The organism is Longimicrobiaceae bacterium, assembly GCA_035936415.1.
In the GTDB taxonomy this organism is placed as follows: Bacteria; Gemmatimonadota; Gemmatimonadetes; order Longimicrobiales; family Longimicrobiaceae; genus JAFAYN01.
Map to the genome: position 1 here is coordinate 17,490 of DASYWD010000300.1, position 24,626 is coordinate 42,115.

Annotated in this window: 26 protein-coding genes; 12 read left to right on the forward strand and 14 right to left on the reverse strand. The window is 70.2% G+C overall.

Annotated elements, in window-relative coordinates:
• Positions 1-10: 10 nt before the first annotated feature.
• From VGR37_12295 to VGR37_12325, 7 genes are all read left to right on the forward strand, one after another.
• Positions 11-1,222, forward strand: coding sequence for an acyl-CoA dehydrogenase (locus VGR37_12295; protein HEV2148175.1), 1,212 nt, complete (start codon positions 11-13; stop codon positions 1,220-1,222).
• 299 nt (positions 1,223-1,521) lie between these two features.
• A complete protein-coding gene (locus tag VGR37_12300) occupies positions 1,522-3,066 on the forward strand; it encodes an Rne/Rng family ribonuclease (GenBank protein ID HEV2148176.1) in 1,545 nt (514 codons plus the stop codon).
• Positions 3,067-3,167: 101 nt separating this feature from the next.
• Positions 3,168-3,482, forward strand: coding sequence for a 50S ribosomal protein L21 (gene rplU, locus VGR37_12305; GenBank protein HEV2148177.1), 315 nt, complete (start codon positions 3,168-3,170; stop codon positions 3,480-3,482).
• 12 nt (positions 3,483-3,494) lie between these two features.
• Positions 3,495-3,800 carry a 50S ribosomal protein L27 gene (rpmA, locus tag VGR37_12310; protein ID HEV2148178.1) on the forward strand — a complete coding sequence of 102 codons (306 nt, stop codon included), beginning with the start codon at positions 3,495-3,497 and terminating at the stop codon, positions 3,798-3,800.
• Between the two features lie 137 nt (positions 3,801-3,937).
• Complete coding sequence (locus VGR37_12315; protein ID HEV2148179.1) at positions 3,938-5,182, forward strand: aminotransferase class I/II-fold pyridoxal phosphate-dependent enzyme; 1,245 nt, start codon at positions 3,938-3,940, stop codon at positions 5,180-5,182.
• Between the two features lie 147 nt (positions 5,183-5,329).
• Positions 5,330-6,346, forward strand: a complete 1,017-nt coding sequence (locus tag VGR37_12320; GenBank protein ID HEV2148180.1) for an ectonucleotide pyrophosphatase/phosphodiesterase — start codon at positions 5,330-5,332, stop codon at positions 6,344-6,346.
• Between the two features lie 170 nt (positions 6,347-6,516).
• On the forward strand, positions 6,517-7,212 hold the full coding sequence (locus tag VGR37_12325; protein ID HEV2148181.1) for a hypothetical protein: 696 nt from the start codon (positions 6,517-6,519) through the stop codon (positions 7,210-7,212).
• 10 nt (positions 7,213-7,222) lie between these two features.
• Here VGR37_12325 and VGR37_12330 read toward each other — a convergent pair whose 3' ends face one another.
• The 4 genes from VGR37_12330 to VGR37_12345 all read right to left on the reverse strand — a co-directional run bounded on the left by VGR37_12330 (position 7,223) and on the right by VGR37_12345 (position 9,617).
• Positions 7,223-7,573, reverse strand: a complete 351-nt coding sequence (locus VGR37_12330; GenBank protein HEV2148182.1) for a hypothetical protein — start codon at positions 7,571-7,573, stop codon at positions 7,223-7,225.
• Positions 7,574-7,633: 60 nt separating this feature from the next.
• Positions 7,634-7,825 carry a hypothetical protein gene (locus VGR37_12335; GenBank protein HEV2148183.1) on the reverse strand — a complete coding sequence of 64 codons (192 nt, stop codon included), beginning with the start codon at positions 7,823-7,825 and terminating at the stop codon, positions 7,634-7,636.
• A 285-nt stretch (positions 7,826-8,110) separates the two neighbouring features.
• Positions 8,111-8,908, reverse strand: a complete 798-nt coding sequence (locus VGR37_12340) for a ParA family protein (protein HEV2148184.1) — start codon at positions 8,906-8,908, stop codon at positions 8,111-8,113.
• Between the two features lie 121 nt (positions 8,909-9,029).
• Positions 9,030-9,617: a HigA family addiction module antitoxin gene (locus tag VGR37_12345; protein HEV2148185.1), complete on the reverse strand. Its 588-nt coding sequence runs from the start codon at positions 9,615-9,617 to the stop codon at positions 9,030-9,032.
• A 184-nt stretch (positions 9,618-9,801) separates the two neighbouring features.
• On the opposite strand from VGR37_12345, the gene VGR37_12350 reads away from it, so the two are divergent.
• The 4 genes from VGR37_12350 (at position 9,802) to VGR37_12365 (ending at position 14,310) form a co-directional block, all read left to right on the forward strand.
• Positions 9,802-10,641 carry a Ku protein gene (locus tag VGR37_12350; protein ID HEV2148186.1) on the forward strand — a complete coding sequence of 280 codons (840 nt, stop codon included), beginning with the start codon at positions 9,802-9,804 and terminating at the stop codon, positions 10,639-10,641.
• 3 nt (positions 10,642-10,644) lie between these two features.
• The gene (gene ligD, locus VGR37_12355) at positions 10,645-13,323 is read left to right on the forward strand and encodes a DNA ligase D (protein HEV2148187.1); all 2,679 of its coding nucleotides are present in this window, start codon (positions 10,645-10,647) and stop codon (positions 13,321-13,323) included.
• Positions 13,320-13,778 (forward strand): hypothetical protein, encoded by a 459-nt coding sequence (locus tag VGR37_12360; protein ID HEV2148188.1) that lies wholly within the window; start codon positions 13,320-13,322, stop codon positions 13,776-13,778. The genes ligD and VGR37_12360 overlap by 4 nt, the downstream gene beginning before the upstream one ends.
• A gap of 82 nt (positions 13,779-13,860) precedes the next feature.
• Entirely contained in the window at positions 13,861-14,310 is a 450-nt protein-coding gene (locus tag VGR37_12365; GenBank protein ID HEV2148189.1) for a hypothetical protein, read from the forward strand.
• A 15-nt stretch (positions 14,311-14,325) separates the two neighbouring features.
• Here VGR37_12365 and VGR37_12370 read toward each other — a convergent pair whose 3' ends face one another.
• The 10 genes from VGR37_12370 to VGR37_12415 all read right to left on the reverse strand — a co-directional run bounded on the left by VGR37_12370 (position 14,326) and on the right by VGR37_12415 (position 24,048).
• The gene (locus VGR37_12370) at positions 14,326-14,511 is read right to left on the reverse strand and encodes a hypothetical protein (GenBank protein ID HEV2148190.1); all 186 of its coding nucleotides are present in this window, start codon (positions 14,509-14,511) and stop codon (positions 14,326-14,328) included.
• Between the two features lie 70 nt (positions 14,512-14,581).
• The gene (locus VGR37_12375) at positions 14,582-14,782 is read right to left on the reverse strand and encodes a hypothetical protein (GenBank protein ID HEV2148191.1); all 201 of its coding nucleotides are present in this window, start codon (positions 14,780-14,782) and stop codon (positions 14,582-14,584) included.
• 536 nt (positions 14,783-15,318) lie between these two features.
• Positions 15,319-16,902 (reverse strand): SIR2 family protein, encoded by a 1,584-nt coding sequence (locus VGR37_12380; protein HEV2148192.1) that lies wholly within the window; start codon positions 16,900-16,902, stop codon positions 15,319-15,321.
• A 230-nt stretch (positions 16,903-17,132) separates the two neighbouring features.
• Positions 17,133-17,912: an enoyl-CoA hydratase-related protein gene (locus tag VGR37_12385; GenBank protein HEV2148193.1), complete on the reverse strand. Its 780-nt coding sequence runs from the start codon at positions 17,910-17,912 to the stop codon at positions 17,133-17,135.
• Positions 17,909-18,778, reverse strand: a complete 870-nt coding sequence (locus VGR37_12390) for a 3-hydroxyacyl-CoA dehydrogenase family protein (GenBank protein HEV2148194.1) — start codon at positions 18,776-18,778, stop codon at positions 17,909-17,911. Before VGR37_12390 ends, VGR37_12385 begins: the two co-directional genes overlap by 4 nt.
• A gap of 163 nt (positions 18,779-18,941) precedes the next feature.
• A complete protein-coding gene (locus VGR37_12395) occupies positions 18,942-19,745 on the reverse strand; it encodes an enoyl-CoA hydratase-related protein (GenBank protein HEV2148195.1) in 804 nt (267 codons plus the stop codon).
• Positions 19,742-20,941, reverse strand: a complete 1,200-nt coding sequence (locus VGR37_12400; GenBank protein ID HEV2148196.1) for an acetyl-CoA C-acyltransferase — start codon at positions 20,939-20,941, stop codon at positions 19,742-19,744. Before VGR37_12400 ends, VGR37_12395 begins: the two co-directional genes overlap by 4 nt.
• A gap of 4 nt (positions 20,942-20,945) precedes the next feature.
• Entirely contained in the window at positions 20,946-22,415 is a 1,470-nt protein-coding gene (locus VGR37_12405; protein HEV2148197.1) for an aldehyde dehydrogenase family protein, read from the reverse strand.
• A 96-nt stretch (positions 22,416-22,511) separates the two neighbouring features.
• Entirely contained in the window at positions 22,512-23,342 is an 831-nt protein-coding gene (locus VGR37_12410; protein ID HEV2148198.1) for an enoyl-CoA hydratase/isomerase family protein, read from the reverse strand.
• A gap of 31 nt (positions 23,343-23,373) precedes the next feature.
• Positions 23,374-24,048 carry a TetR/AcrR family transcriptional regulator gene (locus VGR37_12415; protein ID HEV2148199.1) on the reverse strand — a complete coding sequence of 225 codons (675 nt, stop codon included), beginning with the start codon at positions 24,046-24,048 and terminating at the stop codon, positions 23,374-23,376.
• A 159-nt stretch (positions 24,049-24,207) separates the two neighbouring features.
• On the opposite strand from VGR37_12415, the gene VGR37_12420 reads away from it, so the two are divergent.
• On the forward strand, positions 24,208-24,626 hold a 419-nt coding region (locus tag VGR37_12420; protein HEV2148200.1), incomplete at its 3' end, for a hypothetical protein.

Sequence of the window (24,626 nt, forward strand, 5' to 3'; positions counted from 1 at the left end):
ACGCCCGATCATGGAACGCTACTTCGACGAGAACCACCTGATGATCCGCGACATGGTTCGCGATTTCGCCCGGAACGAGATCGCGCCCGTCGCCGGCGAGCTGGACCAGACCTCCGAGTTCCCCTGGGAGAACGTCAAGAAGATGTCCGAGCTGGGCCTCTTCGGCGTCCCCTGGCCGGAGGAGCTGGGCGGCACGGGGATGGACGGCATCGCCTACATGATCGTGATCCACGAGCTCGCCAAGGTGGACGCGTCGCACGCCATCACCGTCTCCGCGCACACCACGCTGGGCACCTCCCCCATCGTCAACTTCGGGACGCCGGAGCAGAAGGAGCGTTTCGTCCCCCTCCTCGCCTCCGGGCAGGTGCTGGGCGGGTTCGGGCTCACCGAGCCGGGCGCCGGCTCGGACGCGGGCGGCACCCAGACCACCGCCGTGAAGAAGGACGGCGGGTGGGTGCTGAACGGGAGCAAGATCTTCATCACGCACGCCGGGGTAGGCGAGGTGTTCGTCGCCACGGCGGTCACCGACCGCGAGCGCGGCAGCAAGGGGATCACCTCCTTCATCGTCGCCAAGCCCACCACGGACCTGGAGAAGGCCCGCGAGCTGGGGATCGGCCACGCCGAGGACCTCCCCTTCACCGAGGGGGTGCGGGCGGGGAAGAAGGAGGACAAGATGGGGTGGCGCGCCTCCGACACCCGCGAGCTGATCCTGGAGGACGCCTTCGTCCCGGACGAACAGGTCCTGGGCGAGGTGGGGATGGGCTTCATCAACTTCATGAAGACGCTGGACTCCGGGCGGATCGGGATCGCCGCGCTCTCGCTGGGGATCGCCGAGGGCGCCTACGAGCAGGCGCTCGCGTACGCCGCCGAGCGCAAGCAGTTCGGCAGGGCGATCACGGAGTTCCAGGGGATCCAGTTCATGCTGGCCGACATGGCGACGGAGATCGAGGCCGCCAGGCACCTCGTCTACCACGCCGCGTGGCTCAAGGAGCAGGGGAGGCCGTACACCAAGGAGGCCGCCATGGCCAAGCTCTTCGCCTCGGAGCTGGCCATGCGCGCGACCACCAAGGCCGTGCAGATCCACGGCGGGTACGGCTACACCAAGGAGTACCCGGTGGAGCGCATGATGCGCGACGCCAAGATCTGCGAGATCGGGGAGGGGACGAGCGAGATCCAGCGGCTGGTGATCGCCCGCAACCTCCTCAAGGAGCTGTCCCACTGATAGCTCGCCGGGTGCCGCACCGGCACCGGGGGAACGCCGCTCCCGCGCGCGCACGCCACCGCCTCCGGGCGGGGCACTCCGTGCGCGCCGGGGGGCGACGTTCGTCCCGGGCCGGGGCACCCTGAGCCGGCGGCTGCCGGCCGGCGGGCGTTTGCGGTGCCCGCGCGAGCGGGCGCACGGAAGCAGGTGTCCGAGATGACGAGCAACAAGGTGCGGCGGGCGCCGTGGAGCGCCCGCCCGGGGAGACCGCGCGCGGGGACGGTGCGTCGTCCCGCCGCCGCCCGGAAGGGAGGGGCGGCGTGAAGCGCGAGATCCTCATGAACACGACGGCGAAGGAGACGCGCGTCGCCATCCTGGAGGACGACGTCCTCGTAGAGCTGATGGTGGACCGTCCCGACGCCGCGCGCATGGTGGGCGACGTCTACCTGGGGAAGGTGGACGCCGTCCTCCCCGGGATCCAGGCGGCCTTCGTCGACATCGGGACGGAGAAGGCGGCTTTCCTGCACGTCTCCGACGTCGCCGCGGAGGAGAACGGCAACGGCGGCGGCGCCGAGGACGAGGACGACGACGAGGGGGGCGACCGCAGGCGCACCCGCCGGTACCCGCCCATCCAGGACGTGGTGAAGAAGGGGCAGGACCTGATCGTCCAGGTCTCCAAGGAGCCCATCGGGACCAAGGGGCCGCGCGTCACCGCGAACGTCTCCCTCCCCGGGCGCTTCCTGGTGTACATGCCCGGCTCCGACCACGTCGGCGTCTCCCGCAAGATCGAGGACCGCGAGGAGCGCGCCCGCCTCCGCGCCCTGGCGAAGGAGATCCTCCCCGAGGGCGCGGGCGGCGTCATCGTGCGCACCGTGGGCGAGGAGCTGACGCAGGAGACCTTCGCGCGCGAGATGCAGTCGCTGATCGGCACCTGGAAGCAGATCCGCAAGCGCGCCTCCAAGGGGCGGGCCCCCGCGCCGGTGCACCGCGAGGCGAAGCTCACGGCGGGGATCATCCGCGACCTGTTCTCCCAGAAGGTGGACTCGCTCACGGTGGACAGCCGCGACGTGTACGCGGAGGTCCGCCAGTACCTGGACACCGTGGACCCGTCGCTGAACGAGCGGGTGCACCTGTACCAGGAGCCGGTCCCGCTCTTCGACGCCATGGGGATCGAGAAGGCCATCCACGAGGCCTTCCAGCGCAAGGTGTTCCTCCCCTCGGGCGGGTACATCATCATCGAGCCCACCGAGGCGCTGGTCTCCATCGACGTCAACACCGGGCGCTACACCGGGAAGAAGGACCCGGAGAAGACGATCCTCAAGACCAACCTGGACGCCGCCAAGGAGATCGCGCGGCAGATCCGGCTGCGCGACACGGGGGGGATCATCGTCTGCGACTTCATCGACATGGAGTCGAAGCAGAACCGCGAGCGCGTCCTCCAGGAGCTCCGCTCGCACCTGGCCCGCGACCGCGCCCGCACCAAGGCGTTCCAGGTGTCGGAGCTGGGGCTGATCGAGATGACGCGGCAGCGGGTCCGCCAGTCGCTCTACCAGTCGCAGACCGAGGGGTGCCCCTGCTGCTCGGGCACCGGCCGCATCTTCACCCCGGAGACCATCGTGCGCCGCATCGAGCGCGCGGTGCGCCGCGCCGCCACGGAGGGGAAGGAGCGCTCCCTGGTGGCGCGCGTCCACCCGGAGGTGGCGCTCTACGTGGTGGAGCAGGAGCGTGACTTCACGAAGCGCCTGGAGCGGGAGACCAAGGTCAAGCTCACCCTGCGCGACGACCCCCTGCTCAACCAGGACGGGTTCCGGATCGCCTCCGGCTCGTCCGGCCAGGACCTGACCCAGAAGTACGCTCTCGGGTAAACGAAGAACCGCGCTCCCGGGTTGACAGGGGCGCGGTTTCGGCTGATATTCAGGGCTTGCATTTGTTCCGGCTTTCGTCCGATTCACGGAGTTCAACCACCATGTACGCCATCATCCGCACCGGCGGCAAGCAGTTCCGGGCCGAGCCGGGCAAGACGCTTCGCATCCCGTCCGTCGACATCGAGCCGGGCCAGACCCTCCGCTTCGAGGACATCCTCCTCGGCGCGAACGGCGACCAGGTGCAGGTCGGCGCCCCCCTGGTTTCCGGTGCGGCGGTGACGGCGGAGGTGCTCCGGCACGGCAAGGGCGAGAAGATCATCATCTTCAAGCACAAGCGCCGCAAGAACTACCGGCGCAAGCAGGGACATCGGCAGAAGTTCACCGAGGTCCGCGTCAACGAGATCAACCTCGGCTAAAGGAGGCCGGCCATGGCACATAAGAAGGGCGGCGGCTCTACCCGCAACGGCCGCGACTCGAACGCGCAGCGCCTGGGCGTGAAGAAGTTCGGCGGCGAGTTCGTTCGCGCCGGCAACATCATCATGCGCCAGCGCGGCACCAAGCTCCATCCGGGCGAGAACGTCGGGATCGGGAGCGACGACACCCTCTTCGCGCTCGTCGACGGCCACGTGCAGTTCGGCCGCTTCGACAAGAAGCGCAAGAAGGTCTCCGTGACCCCGCTGCAGCTGGTCGAGGCCGAAGAGGCCGAGGCCCCCATGGACGTCGCCGCCGACTGAGGCACGCGACGCACCCGAGCGCGGCGAAAGCGCCCCGGCCCACGGCCGGGGCGCTTTTTTCTGCTCCCCGCTCCCGCGCGGCGAGGATCCTGCATGGTCCCGGGCCGGAAACCCCTGGAACCGGAGCCGGAGAACGCATGAGCGAGCCCAACGAGCAGGCCCCCTGGCCTCCCCGCACCCCCGCGGACTTCCCCCTGGTGGGGCGCCTCCCCGCCTACGTCTTCGCGCAGATCAACGCCGAGAAGCGGGAGCGCATCGAGGCGGGGGAGGACGTGATCGACCTGGGGATGGGGAACCCCGACCTGCGCACCCCGGAGCACATCGTGGACGAGCTGGTCTCGCACGCGGCCGAGGGGAAGCACCACCGCTACAGCGCCTCCCGCGGCATCTACGGGCTGCGCGAGGGGATCGCCGAGCACTACGCCCGCCGCTACGGGGTGGAGCTGGACGCGGAGACGGAAACGGTGGTCACCATCGGCGCCAAGGAGGGGATCTCGCACCTGATGCTCGCCATCCTGGCGCCCGGCGACACGGTGCTGGTCCCCGCGCCGGCGTACCCCATCCACACCTACTCCGTGATCTTCGCCGGGGGGAACGTCCGCACCATCCCGCTCCAGGACGACGGCGCCGGCCAGGTGGACGCGGACGCCCTGCTCGGCGAGGTGGAGGAGGCCGCCCACTCCGGGACGCCGGGGCCGAAGGCGCTGGTCCTCTCCTTCCCCAACAACCCCACCACGCTGACGGCCGACCTGGGGTTCTTCGAGCGCGCGGTGGAGCTGTGCCGCAGCGAGCAGATCCTCCTGGTGCACGACTTCGCGTACGCGGACTTCGGCTTCGGGGAGGAGCCACCCAGCCTCCTGCAGGTGCCGGGCGCCAAGGAGATCGGGGTGGAGTTCTTCTCCATGTCCAAGTCGTACTGCATGGCCGGGTGGCGCGTGGGCTTCTGCGTGGGGAACGCGGCCATGGTGCAGGCGCTCACCAAGATCAAGAGCTACCTGGACTACGGGATCTTCCAGCCCATCCAGATCGCCGCGGCGCACGCGCTGCGGGCGGGGCAGGAGTGCGTCGCGGACACCCGGGACACCTACCGGAGCCGCCGCGACGCCCTGGTGGGGGCGCTCCGCGACGCGGGGTGGGAGATCGCCGCCCCCCGCGCCACCATGTTCGTCTGGGCCCCCATCCCGGAGCCCTTCCGGGAGATGCAGTCGGTGGAGTTCGCGCGGATGCTGCTGCGGGAGGCGGGGGTGGTGGTCTCCCCCGGGATCGGCTTCGGGCCGGAGGGGGAGGGACACGTCCGTTTCGCCCTGATCGAGGACGAGGAGCGGCTGCGGGAGGCCGCGCAGCGAGTGGGAGCGGTCCTGCGGGGCGGGGTGGCGGCCTGACGCCCTGGAATTTTACCGGCAGATGTGTTAAATTGTTACTACGAAAACACATAGCTGGTGAGACGCCCCTCCGGTAGGGCGCCCCTGGGGCGCCTGCTCCCCGGGAGCGTCGCCGCGCGCCCCCGACCCCGAACTGGAGGACAGCCGATGCGATCCAATCGACTTCGCACCCCGCTTCGGGCGCTTTCCACTCTTGCGTCCGTCGCCCTGCTCGGTGCCTTTGCGCCCCTCGTGGACCGGCCGGCCGCGCCGCTCCGGGCGGAAGCGGCGGCGGCCCTGGCGGTGGACCCGGGGACGCCCGCGGTCACCAACCCCTTCCGGGGCGACCTCACGGACCACGTGGTGGTGATCTCGCTGGACGGGCTGCGCCCGGACGCGATCCGGAGGTTCCGGGCCGGGACGCTGATGCGGCTGATGCGGGAGGGGAGCTACACGCTCAACGCCCGGACCATCATGCCGAGCAAGACGCTCCCGTCGCACACCTCCATGCTCACGGGGCTGGAGCCGGAGGACCACGGCATCACCTGGAACACCGACAGGACGCACTCGCACGGGACGGTGGAGGTCCCCACCATCTTCGCGGCGGCGCACGCGAAGGGACTGAAGACGGCGGCGTTCTTCAGCAAGACCAAGTTCCACCACCTCGAGGCGCCGCGGTCGCTGAGCTTCGTCAACTCTCCGACCAGCGGCAAGCTCTCCGCGGGCCAGACGGTGCGCGAGGTGAGGAAGTACCTGCGGACGGAGAAGCCGAACCTGATGTTCGTGCACATCGGCGAGCCGGACTACGCCGGACACTTCTGGGGGTGGATGAGCTACATGTACGGCCGGAACGTGCGCAAGGCCGACGACGCGGTGGAGTCGGTGCTGGAGGCCGCCGACGGCGCCTTCGGGAAGGGGAACTACACGGTGATCGTGACCGCCGACCACGGGGGCCACGGGTGGAACCACGGCAGCTCCGATCCGCGTGACGTGACCATCCCCTGGATCACCTGGGGGAAGGGGGTCCGCGCCGGGACGCAGCTGGCCGGCGACGTCCGCACCATGGACACCGCGGCGACCGCGCTCTGGCTGCTGGGCGTCACCACGGCCACGGCCGAGGACGGGAACCCCGTCTCCTACGCCTTCAACCGCCGCTCCGCCGGCCCGGCGCTCGCGGCGCGGTAAGATCGGCCGGAAGACGAGACCCGGGGAGCCACGCTGGACGGCCCCGCCACGGCGCACGTGGCGGGGCCGTTCCGCATCCGGCATCCGCAGCGGCCTGCAACCTGCACGCTGCCGCGCCTCCGCCGCGGCCGAAGGGCGGCAGGGCGGGCCGAACCTCCAGGGGAGAGACGATGCAGCGGGACCTCGGCTACGAGGACGGGCGCCTGCGGGTGCGCCCCGGGGAGCCGCGCACGCTCGGCGCGCCGGGGCTCCACCGGCTGGGGCCGGACGACGAGCGGGACGGGCTGCTCTACCTGCCCGCCTGCCACCTGGCGAACCGCCCGGCGCCGCTCGCGGTGATGCTCCACGGCGCGGGCGGGAACGCGCAGCACGGGCTGGTCCCGCTGATGCCGCTGGCGGACGAGGCCGGGATCGTCCTCCTCGCCACGGAGTCGCGCGGGCAGACGTGGGACGTCATCATGGGCGGCTTCGGGCCGGACGTGGAGGTGCTGGACCGCGCGCTGCTGGAGACCTTCGACCGCTGCGCGGTGGACCCCGCCCGCCTGGCGGTGGGCGGCTTCTCCGACGGGGCGTCGTACGCGCTCTCCCTGGGGATCACCAACGGCGACCTGTTCACGCACGTGATCGCCTTCTCGCCCGGCTTCCTGGCGCCCGCGGGGCAGGAGGGGGCGCCGCGGCTCTTCGTCTCGCACGGCAGGGGCGACCGGGTGCTCCCCGTGGAGGCGTGCAGCCGGAAGATCGTGCCGCGGGTGCAGAGCGTGGGGTACGACGTGACCTACCACGAGTTCGAGGGCGGCCACTCGGTCCCGCCGGAGATCGCCCGCGAGGCGGTGGACTGGTTCCTGTCCCGAGGGGGGGAGGGGTAAGGCGGGGCGGTCAGGTCCCGGTGCGGGGGAGCCCCTCGCCGCCCCGTGCGACGGTCCGGAAGCCCAGGAGGTCGCGCTCGAAGCGGTCCGGGTCGCGGGTGTACTCCGCCGCCCATTCCGCGAACGGGGGGAGCCCCAGCTCCTCGAACGCTGCCCGGATGGTGCGCTCCGCGGGCGAGTACCCGCTCCTGAATGAAAACGACCCCGACGCCTCGTCCGGCGTCGGGGTCGCGTCGCTCAGGGCGCCGCGCTCGCTGAGGAGGAACACGTCCTCGGGGCTCAGCGCCAGCAGGTGCTCGGCGATGCGCGCCGAGCACCAGTCCGAGTACTTGGTGCGGAGCTCTTGGTCCAGGTGCGGCATGGGGTGTCCGAGAGCGGTTCTAAGAGCCGTCCCGACCCCATTTATACGGTCCGCGCGGGGCTACGTCAACAGTTTCGGCTCCAGGCGGCCCCCCGCGGCCGTCGAGAGCACGTCGAAGATCTCCCTCCGGAGCAGCACGTAGCGGAGCCCCTGGCTGAGAACCTCGGGCTGGTTGCGCTGCAGCTCCTCGACCTTGTCGGCGACCTCGGCCGGAAGGGCGAGGCTCAACGTGACCGGACGCAGATCTCCCATCGTGAAACACCCCCCCGGGCAGGTACAGAAAAAGGAGCGATCGTAGCGCCGCGCGCCAGGATCGGATCGGTCGGCGGGAGGGGGCCGGCGGCCCCCGGGGAGACAAGTATAGGGCCCGGCGGGGAGGGAGTCAACGGGATCCTTCGCATTTCGTAAACGCAATCGAGACAACAGCTTACGCGTAAGCCCATGTGGCGGCGGCACTTGCTTGCGAAGGGCATGTTCGGGGCGCGGATTACCGCCCCGGACGGGCCGTGCAGGCCCCTTCGGAGCGGCTGCCGCGGCTCAACCGGCGGCCCTGCGGGGGAGCTCCGTGGGGCTCGTCCGGCCGATGATCTCCCGCGCGAGGGCGAGGTACGCCTGCGCCCCGGCCGAGTCGATCCGGTAGGTGAGGACCGGCTGCCCGAACCCCGGAGCCTCGGCCAGCGTCACGTTGCGCGGGATGACGGTCTGGAGGAGCTGGCCGCCGAAGTGCCTGCGGACCTCCTCGCGCACCTGCCGGGTGAGCCCCAGCCGCTGGTCGACCATGGTGAGGAGCACCCCCTCGATCCGCAGCTCCGGGTTGAGGTGCTGCCGCACCACCCGGACGAGGTCCGTGAACTGGGAGAGCCCCTCCAGCGCGAAGAACTCCGGCTGCATGGGCACCACCACCGAGTCGGCGGCGGTGAGGGCGTTCAGCGTCAGGACCGAGAAGGAGGGGGAGCAGTCCAGCAGGACGAAATCGTACAGCCCCCGCACGCTGGCGAGCGCGGCGCGCAGGCGGAGCTGCCAGTCCGGCATCTCCGGCATCTCCACCTCCGCCCCGGCGAGGTCGGTGGTGGTGGGGACCACGTCCAGGAGCGGGAGGTGCGCCGACCGGGTGATCGCCATCCCCAGCGGCGCCATGTCGAGGAGCACGCTGTAGAGCGACGCGCTCGCCCGGTGCGGGTCCACCCCCAGCCCGCTGGTGGTGTTCCCCTGCGGGTCCATGTCGATGATGAGCGTGCGGCGCTCGGCGGCGGCCAGGCTGGCGCCGAGGTTGATCGCGGTCGTGGTCTTGCCGACCCCGCCCTTCTGGTTGGCGATGGCGATGACGTGGGACATGGCGCCTGTTCGGCGTGGTGGCCGCCGGGGACGGGAGCGCGCCGGGAGAGCGGTGGCGCGACGGGGGAGCGGAGCAATGTAGGCGGCGCCCGCCCTTCCGGGCAAGCTCCGCGCACCGGGGCTATCGCTCCTCCGTCTCCATCCCCTGCAGCTCTGACTTGACGCGGGCGTAGCGCTCCGCCTCGCGGAGGAGCCCCCTGCCGCGCAGGAACTCGCGAAGCAGGGCCGCCTCCCGCAGCTCGCGCCCCTGGCGCGCGACCGCCGCGCGCAGCAGCTCCACCTCCCGGCGGAGCGCCGCTGCCCCGTCCGCGTCGGCTTCCGCAGCCCTCCCGGACGACTCCGAAGGCCCGTCCTCCCCCGTGGCGCCCACCAGCCTCAGCACCCCGTGCGGCCGCCCGCTCCCGACGGAGCGAAGCGGCTGGATCCCCTCGATCTCCCGCATCAGCTTCCGGTCGCGGCGCGCGTGCGACAGGTCGTGGCACGCCTGCGACTCCAGCCAGAACTCCGGGGTGGTCCCCAGGTAGCGGGCCAGCCGCAGCGCGGAGTCGGCGGTGACGCCGCGGCGCTCGTTCAGGATCTCGTTCAGCCGGCGCCTGGAGATCCCCAGCCGCACGGCGTGGAGGTCCTGGGCGTCGGGGGAGCCCTGCAGCGCCTCCTTGAGGAGCTGCCCGGGGCTGCGGGGTGCGTCGACGGCGGATGCGGAGATCATCTCTGCTCGGTGGCTGGTCGCGTCGCGGAAGAGAACAGCATTTCCCGTGCCCCGGCACGCGGGCTGTTACATGGCCCGTAACCCGTAACTGCCGCTTATATGGGCATTTAGACGAATCTGCGGCATCCGTCTTGCGCTTGGGTCCCGACCCGGCGAGGGCCATCGATCGACATCCGAGGGACTCATGGCGAGCACGATCTGGAAGGGTAGCATCAACTTCGGCCTGGTCAACATCCCGGTGGGGCTGCACAGCGCCGTCCGCAGCGAGGGGATCAGCTTCAAGCTCCTGCGCGAGAAGGACCAGTGCCCCCTGGGGTACGAGCGGGTCTGCAAGGACAAGAAGGGGGAGCCGGTCCCCTGGGACCAGGTGGTGAAGGGCTACGAGTACGAGAAGGGGAAGTTCGTGGTCATGGCGGAGGAGGACTTCAAGCAGGCGGCGCTCGCCACCTCGAAGACCTTCGACATCCAGGACTTCGTGCGCGAGGACGAGATCGACCCGCGCTACTTCGAGAAGCCCTACTACCTGGTGCCCACGGGGCAGGGGGGGAAGGCGTACGCCCTGCTCCGCGAGGCCATGCGCGAGACGGCGACGGTGGGGATCGGCACCATCACGCTGCGGCAGAAGCAGTACCTGGCCTCGGTGAAGGTGGTGGACGACGCGCTGGTGCTGGACCTGATGCGCTTCGCCACCGAGGTGATCGACCAGGGCGAGTTCCAGTTCCCGGCCGCGGACGAGATCCGCCCGCAGGAGCTGAAGATGGCGCAGCAGCTGGTCGCCAGCCTGACCACGGACTTCGAGCCCGGGAAGTACAAGGACGAGTACCAGGCGAACCTGCTGCGGATCATCAACGCCAAGCTCAAGGGGAAGAAGGTCAACCTCAAGGAGGCCCCGGAGCCGGACACGGCGGGCGTCATCGACCTGATGGAGCGGCTGCAGAAGAGCCTGGAGAAGAAGGGCGGAAAGGCGGCGCCCAGGAAGAAGGCGTCCTCCGGGAAGAAGACGGCGAAGCGGAAGACGGCCTGATCCATGGCAGGGACCCGCCTCGCCGAGTACCGCCGCAAGCGGGACTTCCGCCGGACGCCGGAGCCGCGCGGCACCGGCTCGCCGACCGGCGCGAAGGGGCTCGCCTTCGTGGTGCAGAAGCACGCCGCCAGCCACCTCCACTACGACCTGCGGCTGGAGGTGGACGGGGTGATGAAGAGCTGGGCGGTGCCCAGGGGCCCCAGCCTGGACCCGGCCGTGAAGCGGCTGGCCGTGGAGGTGGAGGACCACCCCATGGAGTACAACGCGTTCGAGGGGACGATCCCGAAGGGGGAGTACGGCGGCGGGACGGTGATGCTCTGGGACCGCGGCACCTACGCCCCGGACGACCTGGAGGCGGGTGAGGACCCCGAGCGGGCGATGCGGGCGGGGCTGCGCCGGGGGAAGCTCAGCGTCACCTTTCACGGCGAGCGGCTGCGCGGCTCGTGGGCGCTGGTGCGGACGCGCCGCGGCGACGACGAGGACGGCAAGCCGCAGTGGCTGCTGATCAAGCACGAGGACCCCGCCGCCGACGCCGCGCGCGACCTCACGGCCGAGGCGACGACCTCGGTGGCTACCGGGCGCAGCATGGAGGAGATCGCCGCCGGGAAGGGCGGGCGGCGCACCTGGCGCTCCAACCGCTCGAAGCCGGCGGCCCCGGCCGGCGCCCCCGCGCGCGAAGCGCCCACCCTCCCGGACGCGTCCGCGTTGCGGCCGATGCTCGCCACCTCCGGAACGGAGGCGCCCGAAGGCGCGGGGTGGACCTTCGAGCCCAAGTACGACGGGATCCGGGTGCTGGCCTTCGCCACGCCGGACGCCGCGGTGCTGCTGACGCGCAACGGCAACGACAAGGCGCGGCAGTTCCCGGAGGCCGCGGAGGCGGCGCGCGCCCTCGCGGCGGAGGCGGAGCGCCCCGTGGTGCTGGACGGCGAGGTCGTGGCGGTCTCGGGAGGGCGGGCGGGACGCTTCGGGGAGCTGCAGGGGCGGATGCACCTGGAGGACGCGCGGGAGATCCGCCGCGGGGCGGAGGAGGCGCCGGTCTCGCTGGTCGCCTTCGACCTGCTGGTGGACGGCGACGAGGTGCTCCTGGCGGAGCCGTGGACGGAGCGCCGGGCCGCGCTGGAGGCGCTGCTCGGCGGGCGCGCCACGGAGCGGCTCTGGCTGGGCGAGACGGAGGCGGACCCCGACGCGCTGGCGCGGCGTGCCCGGGCGGAGGGGTGGGAGGGGATCGTGGCGAAGCGGACGGACGCAGCGTACGAGCCGGGGCGCCGCTCCTCCGCCTGGCGCAAGCTGAAGCTGGAGAACACGCAGGAGTTCGTGGTGGGCGGGTGGACGGAGCCGCGCAACACCCGGCAGCACATCGGGGCGCTGCTGCTGGGCTACTACGACCCCGCGGGGAAGCTGGTGTACGCGGGGCACACGGGGACGGGGCTCACCCGCGCCGGCCTGGCCGACATGGCGCGCCGGCTCCGCCCGCTGGAGCGGAAGACCCCGCCCTTCTCCAGCCGCCCGCAGACGAACCAGCCGGCGCACTGGGTGACGCCGCGCGTGGTGGTGGAGGTCCGCTTCAACGAATGGACGGCGGACGGCAAGCTCCGCCAGCCGGTCTTCCGCGGCGTCCGCGACGACAAGGACCCCAAGGAGGTGGTGCGGGAGCCCGTCGGCGGCGCTCCGGCTCCAGAGCCTCCCGCTTCGGCAAAGCAGAAGCGGCGGGGTCGCCGCGCGGCCGGCAGGGGCGCCGCGGACGTGGTGGAGCAGGTCGCCGCGGTCCGGGAGGGCGGGGGCGACGGGGTGCTGGAGCTGCCCGAGGGAAGGCTGGAGGTGTCCAGCCTGGGGAAGACGTTCTTCCCCCGTCCGAAACGGACGAAGGGGGACCTCCTGGACTACTACGCCCGGATGTCCGATCTTGTCCTCCCCGCCATGCAGGACCGGCCGCTGGTGCTCAGGCGCTTCCCCGACGGGATCCGGGGGGAAGCGTTCTACCAGCAGTCCGCCCCCGAATCGGTGCCCCCGGGGGTGCGGGTGGAGGCGCTGGTGAGCGAGGAGGGGGAGCCGCAGCGCCGCTTCGTGGGCGGGAACCTGGCGACGCTGCTCTACACCGTCCAGCTCGGGGCAGTCTCCTACGATCCCTGGCACTCGCGGGTGGGGCGGCTGGAGTTCGCGGACTACACCATCCTGGACCTGGACCCCGGGCCCGGCGCCGGTTTCCGCACGGTCGTGCAGGTGGCGCGCTGGATCCGGGAGGAGCTGGACGGCTTCGGGCTGCACGGCGCGCTGAAGACGTCGGGCTCGTCGGGGCTGCACGTCTACCTTCCTCTCCCTCCGAAGACGCCGCTGGAGGCCGCCACACTGGTGGCGCAGATCGTCGCGACGCGCGTGGCCGCCCTCCACCCGGAGGCCGCCACGGTCGAGCGGATGACGCGCCGCCGCCCGAAAGGCACCGTCTACGTGGACTACCTGCAGAACATCCTGGGAAAGACCGTCGCGGGGGTGTACGCGGTGCGCGCCAAGCCGGGCGCCACCGTCTCCACTCCGCTTCGCTGGGACGAGCTCACGGACGACCTGGACTTCCGGGCGTTCACCATCGACACCGTGCCGGAGCGCGTCGCCGAAGTGGGCGACCTGTGGGCGGAGGCCATGCGCCGCCCGAACAAGCTCGCCGGCCTGCTGAAGGGGAAGCGATGACTCGCCTGCTGCTGGGCGCAGACCGGTCCGCGGAGATCGCCGCCGCGGTGGACGCGGTGTGGGAGGAGGCGGAGCGCCGCCCCACCGCGCTGCTCGCCATCGCGGACGAGCCGCTGCGCGGTGAGGTGCGCCGGATCCTGGTGCGGGGATGGTTCACGGTGGTGGAGCCGCCGGAGGGGGAGCTTCGGCCCGCCGGGGAGGACCCGGCGGCCGGGGCGGTGCTGGCGGACCTGCGCACGCCGGCCGGCTGGGACGGGGTCCGCCGGCTCCGGCTGGACCCGCGGGCCGGGCGCATCCCCGTGGTGGGGCTGGTGTCGGCGCCGCGCGAGGCGGACCGCTCGCGGGCGCGGCAGCTCGGGGTCGCCTGCCTGGTGCCGGTGCCGTTTGCGCCGGAGGGGCTGCTGGCGGTCATGGAGCGGGTGACGGAGGGGCCGGCGCGGGACGACCGCGGATGATCGCCAGGATCGCGGTGCCAGAGGGTGTCTTCCGGGGGGGCGGTCTGCCCTTCCGGCTCACCGCCGCGCTGCGGAGGAGCCGATGAACCGTCCGCGTCCGAACGCCGGCTTCCCGCCGGCGGCCATCGAGGGGCTGGTGGATGCAATCTGGGAGGAGGCGACGCGCCGGCCCACGGTGGTGCTCGCCATCGTGGACGAGGCGCTGCGCACGGAGATCCGACGCAGGCTGCTGCGCTCGCTCTTCACTGTGGTGGAGCCGCCCGCGGGCGAGCTGCCGGTGGAGACGGCCGCGATGTTCCCGCCGGACGCGGCGGTGGTGGACGTGCGCGACCCACGCGACAACGGCTGGGCCGTGGTGCGGCGGCTGCGGGACGATCCGCGGACGGAGCGGGTGGGGGTGGTGGCGCTTGTGAACCAGCCGGAGGAGGCGGACCTGTGGTGGGCGCGCCGGCTCGCCGTGGGGCGGCTGCTGCGGGTGCCGTTCGAGGGCGACGACCTGCTGCGCGCGGTGGAGGGGGTGATGGTGGCGTAGGACGGGCGCGAATCCTCAACGCGGGTGGATCAGCCGGTCGTACTCGGCGTGAGAGCCGATCCAGAACCAGACCAGATCGGCGTCCTGCCGCACCGCCAGCGCCCGGTAGTGCAGCCCCACCCGGGCCGACCAGAACCGGCCGACTCTCTTGAAGTGAAGTGACGGATGCCGCTGGTCGCGCTTGAGCAGCTCCAAGCTCACGTCGGCACGCGCCGGACGTCCGGACGAAGCCCATCGGCTGCCCGCCAGAATCGTGGGCTGCCGCGATGCGTCACAGCCTACGTGTACGGTTGGCCCGCAGATCCTCGAGTGCCTCCTCCGCAAGAGCGTCGAGCCGTCCTGATGCGACATCCTGCTCGATCTGCCGGTCCCATGCGGCAGCGTCGAACTCGAGGAACCAGGCCCGGAACTCGGCCAGTTCCGCCAGCGACAGCCCGATGACTGCCCGCTCGATTTCTTGAACTGTACTCATGCCTAGAACTTTAGACAGGTGTCGCCATCGAGCAATCCTCTGAACGCATGTGAAGGCTCCGCGCAAGCCGCTCGTGTTCGATGAGCCAGCCGGAGGACGCGGACATGTGGTGGGCGCGGCGGCTGAAGGGGGGTGGCGGCTGCGGGCGGAGAGCGACGATCTGCTGCGGGCGGCGGAGGGGGCGATGGTGGGGCGAGAATAGGCAGAGTGTGTGGACGCATCCATAGCAGGTAGCGCCCAGCGGCGTGCTCCTTTAGGGCCTTGAGCGCCGCCAGAGAGCCTGCATCACCTTTGAAGGAATTCGCCCAGCGTTTCTCGGACCGCCGAATGGCTATGTTGTTGCGGCTCAATTTTCGTTGGAGCGGTTTGCCTGTGGGTTAGAAAGCCTCTCCCCCTCAGGCTCGAATGGCGCGGCGGACCGTCGTAGCGGTTCCTCCGCACCCACGCGCAAATTAAAACTGCTCTAAGCCGCGACCTCGCACGAGCGTCAGAAATCGGGACCTTGTCGAATTGCGAGATAACGTCGGTGTCAACACTCAACAGTCAGCCGCCTCCACCGGAAAGCCAGGTCCGTATTTTAGGCGATCATAGATACAAATTAGCTTGCGGTACCAATTTCCAGAGTTCTTGTCGTCTAGAAGGGAGTAGTTGCGACGCAGAAACTCTTCTAACTCATTCACGTCGGGGTAAGTGAACGTGATGTACGCACATGCGCGACCTGGACCGTATTGTGCCTCCAGATCCCGAATTGACATGCCCTGTACTTCTCCGCGCTTGTACGCGTATGCAGTATCTTCGAACGATGCTTTGTCTAGCATTGCATTCTCAAATACGTTTTCAGGCATCTGCCCACGACAGGGTCTCCCATTTTCATCAAGGAGTCCCGCCAAACGAAGATACTTAAAAATCGGAACGTTCTTTCGGTTGCCCTTGATGTTACTCGCGAGCGTGTACTCAACTACTTCCTTTGCTCGGCCGTCAAATCGATGCTCCCCATGAACCACATCGGAATAAATTTCCGACATTGTGATCGGCTTGAATCCCTTCTCGCCAAGCTCACTTGCGATACCCACTCCAACTACTATGTCAACGTCTTTGAAGGAGTCTAGATTCTCGATATCCACGACCGCAATCTGCTCGGTCGGATCATTAGTTCTGACCAGTTCGTATAAATGATCCTTGAGCTGCCGCAGGAGCTTCGCGCTGATACGCCGCTCAGTCGATGCAAGGGCACGGTAAACCGGGCCAAAAGACGTAGCGTTCGCAGTAGTCACTCGAAGGTCGCGATCACCAATGCTGATAGTCGATTCCGAGATAGAGGGAGCAACCCCATCAGTCGCTCGCTGAACGAAGACCAACCGTTTACGGAGTAATTCGACTCGCTCCTCGTCGAGGCAGTCTAGAACCGAGCTGAGAATTTCTCTGATGTTATCGTCACTAAGGGAGTACCCAAAGAAGACCACTGGATGCTCTAGGAAGGTCGTTATGAGTTTGGCGGCAAGATATTTATTGCGTGCATTGTATTCGCTGTAGTCCTCCTCGGTTAGGACTAAAGAATTCGGTTGGGTATGGCTGCCGTGGATCTTGAAGATCTCCGCTACCGAGTATGAGCGGGCAAATATTGCCTCTCGTTGCCCGACAAATACAGTGAAATCTGGGAATACCTGCTCTAAGAAGCTGTCCCAGTTCGTCGTGATTATTCCATCGATCTGAACCTGGGAGAGCAACTCAACCTCTTCGTGGAGTTCGGCAGGTATACGTCCGAGATCCGATGACTCCTCGATGTAGTTTGCTATAGAGAATTTCAGAGGCGAACTCTTACTTGCACAGCTCTCGCCGTACTTCTCGCGCTCCTCTCTGAACTCGTCCTTCTCCCACCACAGCTTGAAGTAGTCATCGGCGATAAGAGAGGCGACTTTCGGCAGGTTGTCGCGCCCTGCCTGTGCGGCGTAGTACGGGTACGGGTTCCCACCCAGCAGAGCGAACTTTCTGAGTAGAGACTCCCAGTTCTCCAATCCGAGATAGCGGCGAGAAAGACCTGAACCGACGAAGAGAAACGGAGCGCTTTCCCCGTCCCCAATCCGCTCAAGTAACGCCTCAGTCAGCTCAGTATCAGTCATCGAACGTCGCGCATCCGGGTTAAGAGCCTCTCTGAACTATCGCCCCAGCCACATCCCCACGGCGAACCCCGCTCCCGCCGCGACCGCCGAGACGAGGAGAACCGTCAGCCACCAGCGCCAGTCGATGTACCGCTGCTTCGTCTCGGTCTTCACAGATCCGCCGACCTCGGTTCCAGCGTGGAAGAAGGGCAGGGCAGGCCGGCGCTCCCGGCCCGCCCCGAAGGTCCGTGCTACCGCCTGGTGAACTCCGCCGGGCGCTTCTCCAGGAACGCGGCGACGCCCTCGCGCTTGTCGTCGCTCCCGAAGCAGGTCACGAACAGCTCCGTCTCGTAGGCGAGCCCGGCCGAGAGCGGCATCTCCGCCGCCGCGCGGACCGCGGCCTTCGCCATCTGGAGCGCCACCGGCGACTTCGCCGCCATCCCGCGGGCGAATCCCATGGTCCGCTCGCGCAGCTCCGCCGCGGGGTGCACCACGTCCACCAGCCCGATCCGCAGCGCCTCCGCCGCGTCGATGATCTCGCCGGACAGGATCAGCCGCATGGCCTGCCCGGTGCCGACCACGCGCGGGAGGCGCTGCGTCCCGCCGCCGCCCGGGATGATCCCCAGGTTGATTTCCGGCTGCCCGAGCCGCGCCCCGTCCGAGGCGATCCGCACGTCGCACGCCAGCGCCAGCTCGCACCCGCCGCCCAGGCAGAAGCCGTTGATCATGGCGATGGTGGGCTTCGGGAATGCCGCGATCTCGTCGAACACCCGGCGCCCCGTCATGGCCGCGCGCTGCTCCAGCGGCGTGCGCTGCGCGAACTCGCCGATGTCCGCCCCGGCGACGAAGGCCTTCTCCCCCGCGCCGGTGAACACCACCACGCGGACCGATTCCTCCTCGCGGAGGAAGTCCAGCGCCGTGACGACGTCACCGCGGACGTGGGAGTTGAGCGCGTTCCGCTTCTCCGGCCGGTTGACGGTGACCGTTGCGACCGCGCCGTCGATGTCGACCAGGATCGTCTCGTAGCTCACTTGCCGTCCTCCCAGCGGTAGAATCCCTCGCCCGACTTCTTCCCGAGCTTCCCCTCCGCCACCATGCGCCGCAGGATCTCCGGCGGGCGGTACTGCTCCCCGCCGAGCGCGTCGTTCAGGTACTCCGCGATGCCGAGGCGCACGTCCAGCCCCACCAGGTCGGTGAGCCGCAGCGGCCCCATGGGGTGGTTGTAGCCCAGCGTCATGGCCGTGTCGATGTCCTGCGGCGACGCGACGCCCTGCTCCACCATCCGCATAGCCTCCAGCCCGAGCACCACGCCGAGCCGCGACGACGCGAACCCCGGCGTGTCCGTCACGACGATGGGCTCCTTGCCGATCTTCCGCGCGAAGGCGAGCGCCGCGTCCACGGTGGCCTGCGAGGTGGCCTCGCCGCGCACCACCTCCAGCAGCTTCATGATGTGGACGGGGTTGAAGAAGTGCAGCCCCACCACTTGGGCCGGCCGCCCCGTGGCCTCCGCGATCCGGGAGATGCTGATGGACGACGTGTTGCTCGCCAGGACGGCGTGCGCCGGCGCGTGGCAGTCCGCGTCCTCGAAGGTGCGCAGCTTGACGTCGATCCGCTCCGGCACCGCCTCGACGACGAGGTCCGCGTCGTTCACCGCGTCGCGCAGGTCGGCCGCCTTGTGCAGGTTGGCGATCGCCATCCCGCGCACCTCCGGGGACACCTTCCCGCGCTCCACCCCCTTGTCGAGGTTCCCCTTGATCGCGGCCAGCGCCGCGTCCACCTGCCCCGGCTGCGGGTCGAAAAGGCTGACCCCGAACCCCGCCATGGCGCACACCTGGGCGATCCCGTGCCCCATCGTCCCCGCGCCGAGGACGCCCACGCGCTCCAGCTTCTCGTCCACCCGTCTTCCCTCCGTGAAGGCCCCCTCCCCCGGCCCCTCCCCCGCAAGCGGGAGAGGGGAGGTATGTCATCATCACTGCCCGGCCGCTTCCCCCGCACCGGCTCCTGCCGTTCTCCCCCTTTCTCCCGCTTGCGGGGGAGAGGGGGCCGGGGGGAGAGGGGGCTTACTCCCCCCGGAACTCCGGCCGCCGCTTCTCGTGGAAGGCGGCGATCCCCTCGCGCGCGTCGGCCGAGCGGAAGCAGCGGAGCTGCGCCTCCTCTTCCGCGGCGAGGATCGTGTTCAGGTCGCTCCCCCAGGAGCGTCCCAGCGTCGCCTTGGCGGCCGCGAGCGCCAGCGGGGCCCGGGCCGCGTACTCTCGAGCTACCTTGCGGACCTCCTCCTCGAAGGCGTCCTCCGGGAGCACCCGCTCGAAGAGGCCGATCCGCTCCGCCTCCGCCGCGTCCACCATCCGCCCGCTGAACACCAGCTCCGCCGCGCGCCCGGCGCCCACCATCCGGGGGAGGAACCAGCTCGCCCCCCAGTCCGGGTGCAGCCCGATGCGGTTGAAGGTGAAGCCGATGGACGCCCGCGCCGAGGCCAGGCGCAGGTCGCAGGCGAGTGCAAGCGACGCGCCCGCGCCCGCCGCCGGCCCGTTCACCGCCGCGATCACCGGCTGGCGCACCGAGTGGAGGCGGAGCACCACCCGCATCCCCGCCTCCACGTAGCGCTCGAAGGTGTCCGCGTCGCCGCGCGCGAGGAGGTCCGACATCACCTCCACGTCCGCGCCCGTGCAGAACCCGCGCCCCGCCCCCGTGATGACGATTACCCGCGTCTCCGGATGGTCCGCCGCGCGGTCCACCGCGTCGTGCAGGTCGTCCCGCATCGTTCCGGCGAAGGCGTTCAGCCGGTCCGGCCGGTTCAGTGTGATCCACGCGACCCCCTCCTCGACCCGGAGGAGGACCGCGTCCGACGTGCCCTCCGCGCTCACACGCGCTCCACGATCATGGATATCCCCTGTCCCACGCCGATGCACATGCTCGCGAGGCCGTAGCGCACTTCGCGCCGCCGCATCTCGTGCACCAGCGTGGTGAGGATGCGCGCGCCGGAGGAGCCCAGGGGATGCCCCATGGCGACCGCGCCCCCGGTGACGTTGACGATCTCCGGGTCCAGCCCCAGCTCCCGGATGCACGCCACCGACTGCGCCGCGAAGGCCTCGTTCAGCTCCACCAGCCCCAGGTCGCGCACCTCCAGCCCCGCGCGCGCGAGCGCCTTGCGCGTGGCCGGCACCGGCCCGATCCCCATCCGGTGCGGGTCCACCCCCGCCACAGCGCTGGCGACGATCCGCGCCATGGGCTTCCATCCCGCCCGCTCCGCCGCCGGGGCCGACGCCACCAGCAGCGCCGAGGCCCCGTCGTTGAGCCCCGACGCGTTCCCGGCGGTGACCGTCCCCCCCTCCTTCCGGAAGGCCGGCTTCAGCCCCGCCAGCGTCTCCTGCGTCGTGTCCGCCCGCGGGTGCTCGTCGTCGCGGACCACCCGGGGCGGTCCCTTCCGCTGCGGCACCTCCACCGGGACGATCTCCCCGGCGAAGTGCCCCGCCGCGATGGCCGCCGCCGCGCGCTGCTGGCTCGCCAGCGCGAACGCGTCCTGGTCCTCGCGCGAGACGCCGAACTCCTCCGCCACGATCTCGGCCGTCTCCCCGAGCGACACCGTCCACTCCTTCGGCATCTTCGGGTTGACGAACCGCCATCCCAGGAGCGAGTCCGCCATCTCGGGCACCCCGCGCGGCGGCGCCTCGGCGGGCTTGAGCATCACCCAGGGCGCCCGCGACATGCTCTCCACCCCGCACGCGACGAACACCTCCCCCTCGCCCGCGGAGATGGCGTGGAAGGCCGAGCGCACCGCCTGCAGCCCCGACCCGCAGAGCCGGTTCACCGTCTGCCCCGCCACGGAGACGGGCATCCCCGCCAGCAGCCACGCCATGCGCGCCACGTTGCGGTTGTCCTCCCCCGCCTGGTTGGCGCACCCGAAGATCACGTCGTCCACCGCTTCCGGCTCGACCCCGGTGCGCTCCACGATGGCCCGGACGACGATGGCCGCCAGGTCGTCCGGGCGCACCGCGGCGAGGGCGCCGCCGTAGCGCCCGACGGGCGTACGGCAGGCGTCGATGATGTAGGCTTCGGTCATTCCGCTACGTCAGGTTCACCCACACCGACTTGACCTGCGTATACAGGTCCAGCGCGTACTTCCCCAGCTCCCGCCCGTACCCGGACTGCTTGTAGCCGCCGAACGGCACACCGACGTCCAGCGCGTGGTACATGTTGATCCACACGGTGCCGGCGCGGAGCGAGTGCGCCACCCGGTGCGCCGTGCCCACGTCGCGGGTCCACACCGCCGCGGCCAGGCCGTACTCCGTGTTGTGGGCGATCTCCACCGCCTCCTCCACCTCGCGGAAGGTGGTCACCGCCAGCACGGGGCCGAAGATCTCCTCGCGGGCGATGGTCATCTCCGGCGTGACGCGGTCGAAGATGGTGGGGTTCATGAAGAAGCCGCCGCCGCCGTTGACCACCGGGCGGTCGCCGCCCAGCACCAGCTCGGCACCCTCGGACTTCCCCTTCTCGACGTAGCCCATCACCCGGTCCAGCTGCTCCCGCGAGACGAGCGGGCCCATGCGCGTGCCCTTGTTGAAGGGGTCGCCTGGCGTCATCCCGGCGGCGCGCTTGGCGAGCTTCTCCACGAACTCGTCCCGGACGCTCTCGTGCACCAGCAGGCGCGAGCCGGCGGTGCAGGCCTGGCCGGTGTTGTAGAAGATCCCCATGGTGGCGCCCTTGATCGCGGCGTCCAGGTCCGCGTCCGCCAGGACGATGTTGGGGCTCTTCCCGCCCAGCTCCAGCGACAGCTTCTTGAGCGTGCCCGCGGCCTCGCGCTGGATCAGCTTGCCGACCGCGGTGGAGCCGGTGAAGGCGATCTTGTCCACGTCGGGGTGCGCCACCAGCGCGGCGCCGGCCGTCTCGCCGAAGCCGGGGACCACGTTCAGCACCCCCGCGGGGAGCCCCGCCTCCTCCGCGATGCGGGCCAGCTCCAGCGCGGTGAGCGGCGTCTGCTCCGCGGGCTTCAGCACCACGGTGTTCCCCATCGCCAGCGCGGGCGCCACCTTCCAGGCGGCCATCTGGAACGGGTAGTTCCAGGGGATGATCTGCCCGCAGACGCCCACCGGCTCGCGGCGGGTGTAGTTCAGGAAGCTGCCGGAGACGGGGATCACCTCCCCCTCCACCTTGTCGGCCCAGCCGGCGTAGTAGCGGAAGCACTCCGCCGAGTCCTTGATGTCGAAGCCGCGGGCCTCGCGGTAGGGCTTCCCGTTGTCCAGCGTCTCCAGGCGTGCCAGCTCGTCCAGCCGCTGGTCGATCAGCTCGCCCATGCGGTACAGGATCCTGCCGCGCTGGCGGGCGGACATCTCCGCCCACTTCCCTCCCTCGAACGCTTCGCGCGCCGCGCGCACGGCGCGGTCGACGTCCTCCGCGTCCCCCTCCGCCACCGTGGTCAGCGTCTCCCCGGTGGAGGGGTTCACGGTCTCGAACGTCCGGCCGGAGGCGGCGTCCTGCCACTCCCCGCCGATGTACAGCCTGCCGGGGCTCACCCCCGCTTCGATTTCGGTCGCCATGGTGGTCTCGGTCTCCCAAAAGAGAAAGCGGGGGAGGGACCCGCGCGTGCGCTCCCGGCGCGCGGCGGTCCCGCCCCCGTCTTCCCCGCGTGGTGGTTACTTGCCGGAGAACTTCGGCTGCCGCTTCTCGACGTAGGCGGTCAGCCCCTCCTTCGCGTCCTCCGAGTTGAAGAGGAGCGCCTGCAGCTCACGCTCCAGCGCCAGCCCCTGCTCCAGCGGCAGCTCGGCGCCGCTCTGGCACGAGCGCTTGATGTTGCCGACGGCGAAGGTGGCCTTGTTGGGGCGGGTGAACTGGCGGGCGTACTCCAGGACCTGCTCCAGGAACGCCTCGCCGGAGTCGGCGTCGACCACCCGGTTCACGATCCCCAGGCGCTCCGCCTCGTCGAAGTCGAAGTTGGTCCCCTCGGTCATGATCTGGATGGCCTTCGAGGCGCCCACCAGCTTCGTCAGCCGCTGGGTGCCGCCGGTGCCGGGGAGCACGCCCAGCGCCACCTCGGGGAGCCCCACCTTGCCCGCGCCGCGGCGCGCGACGCGGAGGTCCGCCGCCATGGCGATCTCGAGCCCGCCGCCCACGGTGTGCCCGTTGAGCGCGGCGATCACCAGCTTGGGAGTGTGCTCCAGGCGGAGCAGCGTCTCGTTGGCGTGCAGGCAGAAGTAGTACTTCCAGGTGGGGTCCGCCTTCTGCAGCATGTTGATGTTCGCGCCGGCGCAGAAGAACTTCTCGCCCTTCCCGGTGACGACGATCACGTCCACCGACGGGTCGAAGCGCGCGCGGAGGATCGCCGCGTCCAGGTCGCGCATCATCTCGTGCGTGTACGTGTTCGCGGGCGGATCGTCGAGCGTGAAGATCGCGATCCCGTCCCGGACCTCGTAGCGGACCAGGGTCTGGGCGGCGGTCTCGGGGATCTCGGTCGTTGCGGTAGCCATCCGTCTCTCCGTTTCAGGGTTGGTGCTGCGGTCAGCCGTACGCGGCCCCGTCGGCCTGGGAGCGCCAGATCGAGGGGGCGTTCTCTCCGGGGGCGGCCTCGCGCGCGCCCGCGGGAACTTCCGTGCCGTCCTGCAGGAAGCCGCCCAGGAAGAGGCGGCTCATCTGGTCGGCGAGCTGCTCCACCGGGACGTCCTTCCCCGGCCGGTACCAGTTGTACAGCCAGTTCATCATCCCGAAGAGCGAGAACGTCGCCAGTCGGAGGTCGATCCCGTTCCCGGGGCCCAGCTCCTCCAGGATCGCCGCCGCCCGGTCGCTGAGCCGCCGCTTGCGCGCGTTGACCCGCTCCCGGTACTCCCCGGTCAGCGACTCCGCCTCGTGCGAGAGCACCTTCATCTCCGCCATGTTGCCGACGAAGTACCGTAGGTGGTTCTCAACCAGGAGCCGGAGCTTGCGATGGGGGTCGCTTACCCCCTCCAGCAGCCGGTCCAGCGTGTCCTCCAGGGTGCCGAAGGCGTGGTCCTGGATCAGGAAGAGGAGCTCTTCCTTGGAGGTGAAATAGTAGTAGAGCCCCGACAGGCTGACCCGCGTCGCCCGCGCGATGTCCCGGATGCTCGCCTGGTGGTACCCCTTCTCCGCGAAGATCGCGGCGGCGGCCCGGAGAATGCTCTCCAGCTTCTCGTCGTAGGCGGTGCGCGTTGCGGCCATGCTCCCGTGGATCCGTTTCCTCGTTCAATCGAACGTCCGATCCCAACCTATCCGCCGCGCCGAAGGGGTGTCAAGAACGCCCCCCGCTTGACCCCCGCCCGGGCGCAGGGTAGCTTCAGCTTGCCCGCCCGGCATCCGTTTCCCGACTCCCCGGTGCCCATGCGCTTTTTCCCGTTCGGCGGTCTCCGCGCGCTCCTGGTCCCCGCGTGCTGCTCCCTGGCGCTCGCCGGGTGCCAGGACGACGTGACCGGCCCGTCGGCGCGGACGCACCCGGCGGGGGGGAGGACGTGGGCGGCCGTCGCTCCGCCCAGCACCCTCCCGGACGACCGAACCTGGCTCCCCTTCGTGGCCGCGCGCAAGGGGGAGCGCTCGCCCGCCCTGGAGCGGGTGCAGGCGCTCCGCGCGAAGGCGAAGGAGCACCGGCGCGCGGGGCGGCTCGAGGAGGCGCTGCGGGCGGAGGAGCTGGCGGCGCAGACCGCCGCGGGAGCGCTCGCCAAGACGCCGGACCGCGCCACGGTCGGCCGGGCGCTGGCGGCGCTGGACGCCTGGGCGGCGGAGGCGGAGGGGGTGCTGGAGGC

What these genes read in the sequence shown, in the direction of transcription:
- VGR37_12295 (HEV2148175.1), top strand. Translation starts at nt 11, where the DNA reads ATGGAACGCTACTTCGACGAGAACCACCTGATGATCCGCGACATGGTT.
- rplU (HEV2148177.1), top strand. Translation starts at nt 3,168, where the DNA reads ATGTACGCCATCATCCGCACCGGCGGCAAGCAGTTCCGGGCCGAGCCG.
- rpmA (HEV2148178.1), top strand. Translation starts at nt 3,495, where the DNA reads ATGGCACATAAGAAGGGCGGCGGCTCTACCCGCAACGGCCGCGACTCG.
- VGR37_12315 (HEV2148179.1), top strand. Translation starts at nt 3,938, where the DNA reads ATGAGCGAGCCCAACGAGCAGGCCCCCTGGCCTCCCCGCACCCCCGCG.
- VGR37_12320 (HEV2148180.1), top strand. Translation starts at nt 5,330, where the DNA reads ATGCGATCCAATCGACTTCGCACCCCGCTTCGGGCGCTTTCCACTCTT.
- VGR37_12325 (HEV2148181.1), top strand. Translation starts at nt 6,517, where the DNA reads ATGCAGCGGGACCTCGGCTACGAGGACGGGCGCCTGCGGGTGCGCCCC.
- VGR37_12330 (HEV2148182.1), bottom strand. Translation starts at nt 7,573, where the DNA reads ATGCCGCACCTGGACCAAGAGCTCCGCACCAAGTACTCGGACTGGTGC.
- VGR37_12335 (HEV2148183.1), bottom strand. Translation starts at nt 7,825, where the DNA reads ATGGGAGATCTGCGTCCGGTCACGTTGAGCCTCGCCCTTCCGGCCGAG.
- VGR37_12340 (HEV2148184.1), bottom strand. Translation starts at nt 8,908, where the DNA reads ATGTCCCACGTCATCGCCATCGCCAACCAGAAGGGCGGGGTCGGCAAG.
- VGR37_12345 (HEV2148185.1), bottom strand. Translation starts at nt 9,617, where the DNA reads ATGATCTCCGCATCCGCCGTCGACGCACCCCGCAGCCCCGGGCAGCTC.
- VGR37_12350 (HEV2148186.1), top strand. Translation starts at nt 9,802, where the DNA reads ATGGCGAGCACGATCTGGAAGGGTAGCATCAACTTCGGCCTGGTCAAC.
- ligD (HEV2148187.1), top strand. Translation starts at nt 10,645, where the DNA reads ATGGCAGGGACCCGCCTCGCCGAGTACCGCCGCAAGCGGGACTTCCGC.
- VGR37_12360 (HEV2148188.1), top strand. Translation starts at nt 13,320, where the DNA reads ATGACTCGCCTGCTGCTGGGCGCAGACCGGTCCGCGGAGATCGCCGCC.
- VGR37_12365 (HEV2148189.1), top strand. Translation starts at nt 13,861, where the DNA reads ATGAACCGTCCGCGTCCGAACGCCGGCTTCCCGCCGGCGGCCATCGAG.
- VGR37_12375 (HEV2148191.1), bottom strand. Translation starts at nt 14,782, where the DNA reads ATGAGTACAGTTCAAGAAATCGAGCGGGCAGTCATCGGGCTGTCGCTG.
- VGR37_12380 (HEV2148192.1), bottom strand. Translation starts at nt 16,902, where the DNA reads ATGACTGATACTGAGCTGACTGAGGCGTTACTTGAGCGGATTGGGGAC.
- VGR37_12400 (HEV2148196.1), bottom strand. Translation starts at nt 20,941, where the DNA reads ATGACCGAAGCCTACATCATCGACGCCTGCCGTACGCCCGTCGGGCGC.
- VGR37_12405 (HEV2148197.1), bottom strand. Translation starts at nt 22,415, where the DNA reads ATGGCGACCGAAATCGAAGCGGGGGTGAGCCCCGGCAGGCTGTACATC.
- VGR37_12410 (HEV2148198.1), bottom strand. Translation starts at nt 23,342, where the DNA reads ATGGCTACCGCAACGACCGAGATCCCCGAGACCGCCGCCCAGACCCTG.
- VGR37_12415 (HEV2148199.1), bottom strand. Translation starts at nt 24,048, where the DNA reads ATGGCCGCAACGCGCACCGCCTACGACGAGAAGCTGGAGAGCATTCTC.